This window comes from Streptomyces sp. NRRL S-495, from assembly GCF_000966955.1.
GTDB classification, from domain to species: Bacteria; Actinomycetota; Actinomycetes; order Streptomycetales; family Streptomycetaceae; genus Kitasatospora; species Kitasatospora purpeofusca.
On record NZ_JZWY01001060.1, the window covers coordinates 1 to 6329 of the forward strand.

Annotated in this window: 6 protein-coding genes; 1 reads left to right on the top strand and 5 read right to left on the bottom strand. The window is 72.7% G+C overall.

Annotation, left to right across the window (positions count from 1 at the left end; translation table 11 throughout):
* Positions 1-70: 70 nt before the first annotated feature.
* The 3 genes from VR45_RS38855 to VR45_RS48165 all read right to left on the bottom strand — a co-directional run bounded on the left by VR45_RS38855 (position 71) and on the right by VR45_RS48165 (position 2298).
* Positions 71-679, bottom strand: coding sequence for a hypothetical protein (locus VR45_RS38855; protein ID WP_234326603.1), 609 nt, complete (start codon positions 677-679; stop codon positions 71-73).
* Positions 676-1956 (bottom strand): hypothetical protein, encoded by a 1281-nt coding sequence (locus VR45_RS38860; RefSeq protein WP_045944675.1) that lies wholly within the window; start codon positions 1954-1956, stop codon positions 676-678. The genes VR45_RS38855 and VR45_RS38860 overlap by 4 nt, the downstream gene beginning before the upstream one ends.
* Before the next feature lie 192 nt (positions 1957-2148).
* Positions 2149-2298: a hypothetical protein gene (locus VR45_RS48165; RefSeq protein WP_167349754.1), complete on the bottom strand. Its 150-nt coding sequence runs from the start codon at positions 2296-2298 to the stop codon at positions 2149-2151.
* 323 nt (positions 2299-2621) lie between these two features.
* On the opposite strand from VR45_RS48165, the gene VR45_RS38865 reads away from it, so the two are divergent.
* Positions 2622-4058, top strand: coding sequence for an endonuclease/exonuclease/phosphatase family protein (locus tag VR45_RS38865; RefSeq protein WP_234326604.1), 1437 nt, complete (start codon positions 2622-2624; stop codon positions 4056-4058).
* A gap of 38 nt (positions 4059-4096) precedes the next feature.
* On the opposite strand, the gene VR45_RS38870 is transcribed toward VR45_RS38865, so the two are convergent.
* Together VR45_RS38870 and VR45_RS50915 are read right to left on the bottom strand one after the other, a co-directional pair.
* Positions 4097-5641, bottom strand: coding sequence for a DUF6297 family protein (locus tag VR45_RS38870; protein ID WP_234326606.1), 1545 nt, complete (start codon positions 5639-5641; stop codon positions 4097-4099).
* A partial coding sequence (locus VR45_RS50915) for an energy-coupling factor ABC transporter ATP-binding protein (protein ID WP_353612757.1) occupies positions 5626-6329 on the bottom strand: 704 nt, incomplete at its 5' end. The genes VR45_RS38870 and VR45_RS50915, both read right to left, overlap by 16 nt.

The following is a 6329-nucleotide window of genomic DNA, read 5'->3' on the forward strand; positions in this document are numbered from 1 at the left end:
GCTCCCGCCGGTCCGGCCCCGGTCGGTCCCGGCGGGCGGCGGGGTGCGGCGGCGGCCGCCGGGGTGGCGGTCACGGGGACGCCAGGGGGTTCAGTGCCGAGATCTCCTCCAGCGACATGTCCATCTGCTCGTGGAGGTAGCGGACGACGGTCCAGTGGGCGAGCGCTCCCTCGTCGAAGGGGCCGAAGGCACGGCAGTAGAGCGGGATCCAGCGCAGTGCCTCCTCGGCGGCCTGCCGGCGGCCGGGCTCCTCCTGGTAGGACTCGTACGGGATGCCGCGGTGGTGGACGAAGAACCGGCCGGGCAGGCGTTCCTCGCACAGCGCGCGGTACTCGCGGGTCTGCAGGATGAGGTAGTGCCAGATCTCGTCGATGTGCTGCTCGACGGGAAGGAAGAGGCCGGCGAGCTCCTCGGGGTGCCGGGACACGAGGTAGAGGTAGCGCAGACACTCGGTGACCTGGCGTTCGGCGTCGGCGGGTGTGCAGCCGGTGCGGGTGACGGTGTGGGCGACCACCTCGGCGTGGAGGTCGTCGCCGAGCAGCTCCTCGAGGTCCGTGGCCGTGACCGTGACACGGCCCTGCGATTCGGACCGGGCCTGCGATTCGGCCTCGGATTCGGACGGGGATTCGGCCTGCGGTTCGGCCTGCGATTCGGACCGGGGTTCGGACTGGGTGGTCATCGGGTACCTCCGGCCGGCGGGGCGGGGATCGTGGCGGCGGTCGGGGACGCGGCGAGCCAGGCGTACTTGCCGGAGGCGCCGACGGGCAGGTGGTCGTGGTGCTCCACGCGGCAGTGCCGGCCGGTGAGTTCGGCGGCCGCACCGGCCAGGGCGTCGCTCTCGGCACGGGTGAGCGGGGCTGCGTCGAAGGTGGTGCAGCGCAGGACGGCCCCGCCCGGCTCCTCGAGGTGCAGGCGGGTGAGGAAGACCCTCGGGGTGACGGCGCTGACGGCTTCGTCGAGGTCGCCCTGGGCGCGGGGGCCGCTTGGGGTGGCGAGCAGTTCCTTCTCGCGGCCGCAGAAGCGGGTGATGTGCTCCGGGTCAGTGCTGCCGTCCGCGGTGCGAACGCAGTCGCCCGAGCGGTAGCGGACCAGCGGCATGAAGGGATTGCGCACGCTGGTGACGATGAGGCTGTGGATGGTGCTGCCGGGGGCGACGGGCAGCAGTTCGACGCTCATGTCGTGCAGGTAGGGCCGGTAGTCGCCGCCGCGGTCGCTGTAGTAGAGGTAGCCGAGTTCGGTGCTGCCGAACAGGTCGACGATCGGGCAGTCGAAGTGCTCGCGCAGGTACCGGGCCACGTTCGCCGGCGTGTACTCGTAGGCGTGGACGACGGCCGCCGGCGGCGGGAACCCCTCCCACAGGCCCCAGGCGCGGGCCTTGCGCACCAGGTGGGCGAGGTGGGAGGAGGAACAGTCGAGGAGGTAGCGGCCGCGCGGGTGCGCGTGGGCGGCGTCGCGGATCTCGGCGAGCATGCGCTCGACGTCGGCCCGTTGCCAGTGGTCCGGGTCCAGTCGCAGGTTGAGGTAGAAGGTGCGGTCGTCCAGCCACCGGTCGCGCGGGTCCGGTTCGCCCACCGGCTCCTCGCCCCGCTTGCGGGCGTTGACGCGGGCGACGTGCTCGGTGGCCAGGACGGTGGTGAGGGAGACCCGGTGGCAGCCCTCCCGCCAGGTGTCGGCGAGATCGGGGTGCTCGCTCCACAGGCGGTAGTAGGACTTCAGCAGGAAGTAGGGCGGTCGGATGATCTGCATGCGGGCGTGGTTGGTGCCGGTGGAGAGCACGAACTCCGCCTCGCCGGCCGCGAGGGCGGCCGACAGCTGCGGGGTCATCCAGTTGTCGGGAAATCCGCGGGCGATCTCGGGTTTCTCCAGAATGGGGAAAAAACCCTGCTCGATCGATGTGCGGTAGAGGGGAATGTCCTTGATCCGGTCGACCACGTCGGCGGTCGGCTGGCCGTTCAATGTCACCTCCGGTCGGTGTCCGGGGCTCCGGTTCCCCGGCCCCGGGGCGGGATGCGGACGGCACGCGGCACGGGCGGTAGCGCGTCGGCGAGGGTGCGCCGCGGGCCCGGGCCGACCGGGTGTCCCGGCCGGCCCGAACCTCGTCGGCGCAGCTCAGGGCGGACCTGTGCCGTCAAGGGGCCGGTTGGTGCGTCAGGAGATACAACCGGCCTTGGCCACGCTGATGCACCCGGACTTGGGGGCCGCGCTGATGCAGCCGTCCTTGGCGGTGCTTCCGGAGTTGGCGGCGACCCAGCCCTTCCACTTGTCGTCCTGGGTCATCTTCTTGATGAGCTGTTCCATTCGGACCTCCGAGATATACCGGTAATCCGGCGGCGCGTTCGTCGCCGCCACTGCGACATTAAAGTGATGGTCAAGCATGTGTCAATGACAGGTCATCAGACAGTGATGCGGTGCGCATGGCCGATAATCGCCTGATCGCCGCGGAGCGCCTCCCCTTGCCACCCGGGGGACCGGGGTCGGCGGGCGCACGTCGAACCGGAGCGACATGTTCATGCCTTAGCCTCGTGGCTGGTCCGCGATTCCGTCCCGGGAGAGAGACTGGTTCCCAGAACTCACGGCCACAGGTGGCCCGTTGGGCCGCTTCCCTGCTTACGGCCGCCCTCGTGGCCGCAGGCGTTCTCCTCGGCCCCGGTGTCGGCACGGCCGCGGCCGAGGTCCTGAAGGATGCGGGCGGCAAGCCCCCCGTCGGCGGCATGGAACGACTGGTGCCGCTGCCCGGCGTCGCCAACACGCGCAGCGGCGCCGTCCTCGCCGAGCTGTCGACCGCGGGGCGTCGACTGCGTCGCGCGCCCCAGCGTTCTGCATCGCAGAGCTACGGCAGCCGAGTGGACGCGCGGCACGTTCCACCCACCAGTCGCCCCTGGTTCGCGTACGCGCGAAACACTGCCTCGCAACCTGGCCGAACGACGACGGGAGCAACTGTGAGCGCGATCATCGGGACCTGGAACGTGGAGAACTTCTGCCGGCCGCTGCCGGTCGGCAGCCCGCCCAACCCCAACACGTGCGCCGCGAAGGACCAGGCGACGTACGAGGCCAAGGTCGAGGCCCTGGCCGAAGTCATCACCGAGATCGGTCCCGACCTTCTCGGGGTGCAGGAGGTGGGCAGCCAGGAAGCGCTCGACGACCTGGTGGCCAAGCTGCCGGGCACCTGGCACACCGCGCTGTCGAACCATCCCGATCCTCGGGGCATCCGCGTGGGCGTCATCAGCCGGTGGCCGCTCACGAACATTCGGCAGCGCAAGGACTTCCCGGACCACCTCCACCCCGTCCAGGTCGAGGACGACGGCATCCCGGGAAGCCCGACCGGAGAGATGGGCCGCGGTGGCCTCGCCGTGACGGTGGAGCCGACCCCGGGCCACAGCCTGGACGTGGCCGTCTGCCATCTGAAGTCGAAGCTGCTGACCTTCCCCAACAAGCAGCACAGCACCAACGATGAGCGCCTGCGCGCCCGATACGGGGCCTACGCGCTCTTCCGCCGCACCGCCGAGGCCGTCACCATGCGCGCCCTGGCCGACGAGCTGCTCCAGGGCGACGGCCGAACCCACGACGCCATCGTGCTGGGCGACTTCAACGACGAGTGGCAGGCCGCTACCACCCAGATCCTGTACGGCCCGCCCGGCTCCCAGATGGGCACCGGTGGCTTCGACCACCCCGACCAGGGCGACGCCAAGCGTCTGTGGAATCTGGCTCCGAAGCTCCTGGAGCAGGGCGGCTTCTCCCGCATCTTCGAGGGCCAGCACGAGCTCATCGACCACATCCTGATCAGCCACTCGCTGCTGGCCAAGTTCCAGGAGGTCTCCACTGCCATCGACAAGCTGTCGAGCGTGGTGGAGGCCCGGCCGACCGCACCGCACGACAAGCCCTCCGACCACTCGCCGGTCGTCGCCTGTAGACCGTCCGTCGCCCGCCGCGACCGACCTCGGCACGGGCTTGCGCCGGATCGTCGGCCTCGCGGTGAAGCCCAGTGGCTACGACGACAACCCCGGCACGTTCCTGCAGATCGTCAGCTTCTGGGGAGAGCTCCCCCCGGTCCTGGGTAGAGCTCCCCCCCAGGACCGGGGGAGTGCTCCTCCCGGTTCTAGGGAGTGCTCCCCCCGGGACGGGCCCTGCTCATCTTCGCTGCCCTGGCCTGTGCCCAGCGCAGCAGCAGGACCGCGACCACCACCGCCATCAGGGCGGCCCTGCCGACCGGCGCGAGGGCCCCGCTGCGCAGTGCCGAGGAGAACATCGGCGTCAGCGCCGCCACGCCCACGGCGGGCCCGGCCGCGTACCAGACGGCGAACAGCAGCGGGCCCGTCCCACCGCCGGCGCCCTGGGCGGGGGAGAACATCAGGTCCTTGCGCAGCACCCCGCGGCAGGCGTTCACCAGTCCCGCCGCGACCAGCGCCGGCGCGGCGGCCGGTGCGAGCCAGGCCGCCGGGCCCGTGCCCGCCGCCAGCAGCGCCCCGGTGCAGGCCAGCCCCAGCAGGACCCCGGCCAGCGTCGGAACGATGGCGTGGCGCAGCATCAGGGCGGCGAACGGGTACGGCGACCAGGAGGCCCGCCGGACATCGTCCGTCTCGATCCGGGCCGGCTCCAGCAACTGTGCGACGGCCAGGTAGCCGAACGTCAGCGCGACGGCGGTGGCGAGCCAGGACAGTGCGCCCGCGGCGCCGTGCGCGAGGACGGCGCAGAGCAGCGCGGGCACGGTGAGCACCATGGCGCGGCCCAGCCGGGCGGGGGAGCGGAGCAGGGCGAGGGTGTCCCGCCACGGCACCACCAGCCAGGCCCGCCGGGGCGCGGGCAGCCGGAGCCGGCGCTGCCGGGCGCTGCCGTTGGCGCTGTTCACCGCCAGCCGCGCGCTGCGCAGCTCGACCGTCCGGAGCGCGGCCAGCACCCCGGCGGCGGTCCTGGCCCGCTCCCGCAGCCGGGCCAGTGGGACCGTCGCGGCGGCCCGGTCGGCGAGCACCAGGGCGGCACCGGTCGACACCAGCAGCAGTGCGGCGGCCACCCAGCCGCCCGTCACGGCGGCCGGGGTCGGCGCCAGTGCGGCGATCGCGGCCCAGCCCCACGGCCCCGACCACATTTCGACCAGCTCCAGCCAGCGCACCGGGTGACCGGCGACGGCCAGCGCGCTCTGCCCCGCCAGGGCGATGATCAGCAGTGTCAGATACGGGGTGAGGCGGCGCACCCAGCGGGCGGCGCGGTCGCTGCGCTCCACCACCAGCGCGGCGCAGGTGGCCAGGAGCGGCACGCACAGGCCCCCGAGCAGGCACCAGCCGAGCGCGGCCGGCAGGCCGGTCCGGACGGTGAGCCCGAGCGCGACCATGCCGCCGACCGCCGCCACCAGGCCGGGGAACGCGGCCACGGCGCAGGACAGCCAGAACCACGGCCGGAGCACCGGGCGGGGTCGGACGGGGTGGATCAGCAGCCAGTCGGCCGCCGCCCGGGGAGGCACCACCGGGCCGCGCCACAGGCCGTCCCGGACCAGCAGGAGGAAGGTGGCCAGCCCGATCGCGGTGATGCCGGCGGGCATCGCGGCGAGCAGGTCGCCGCCGTGGCCGGTGTAGTCGGCGCCCATGGACGCCTGCAGGAACAGGCCGAGGCTGGGCACGCCGCCCCAGATGATCAGGATGAGTACCACGCAGTAGACGGCGAAGCCGACCGACTTGGCGCGGTTGCGCCGGTGGGGGGCGCGCAGGGTGCGGAGCAGGGCGAGTGTCTCGTCGGTCCAGTCCTCGGACCAGTCGGTGTCCGTCCAGCCGTCACCGGTCGACCCGTCGTCCGTCCAGCCGTCGCCGATCGACCCGTCGTTGGTCGACCCGTCGTTGGTCGAGCCGTCGTCGGTCCGGTCGTCGTCCGTCCGGGCCTCGGCGGCGGGAGCGGCTTTCGGGGGAGGAGCGGCGGTGCCGAGCCTGCGGCGGTGCGGGCCGCGAAATCCGCCGCCAGCACCTTACGGGTAGCGCCCTGCTTCAGGATCCTGCCATCCTCCAGCACCACCACCCGGTCGGCCACGTCCATGGCCAGGTCGGTGTGGTGGGTGACCAGCAGCACCGCGACGCCGTCGGCCAGCTCGGCCTTCAGCAGGTCGGCGAGGTGCCGGCGGGCGTCCGGGTCGAGTCGCTGCTCGGGTTCGTCCAGCAGCAGGAGGTCGCGCGGGCGCACCAGCGCGCAGGCCAGCAGCAGGGCCTGCATCTGCCCGGAGGAGAGGGCCGAGGGCAGCGCGTCGGCCCGTTCCGTGAGCATCCGGCCGTCCAGTACCTGGGAGACCCAGCCGGGCGCATCGGCGACCCCGTGCGCGACCGCGACCAGCAGCAGGTGCTCGCGGACGG

Excerpts from the sequence above, each read along its gene's own strand:
- VR45_RS48165 (WP_167349754.1), bottom strand. The coding sequence starts at position 2,298 with ATGGAACAGCTCATCAAGAAGATGACCCAGGACGACAAGTGGAAGGGC.
- VR45_RS38855 (WP_234326603.1), bottom strand. The coding sequence starts at position 679 with ATGACCACCCAGTCCGAACCCCGGTCCGAATCGCAGGCCGAACCGCAG.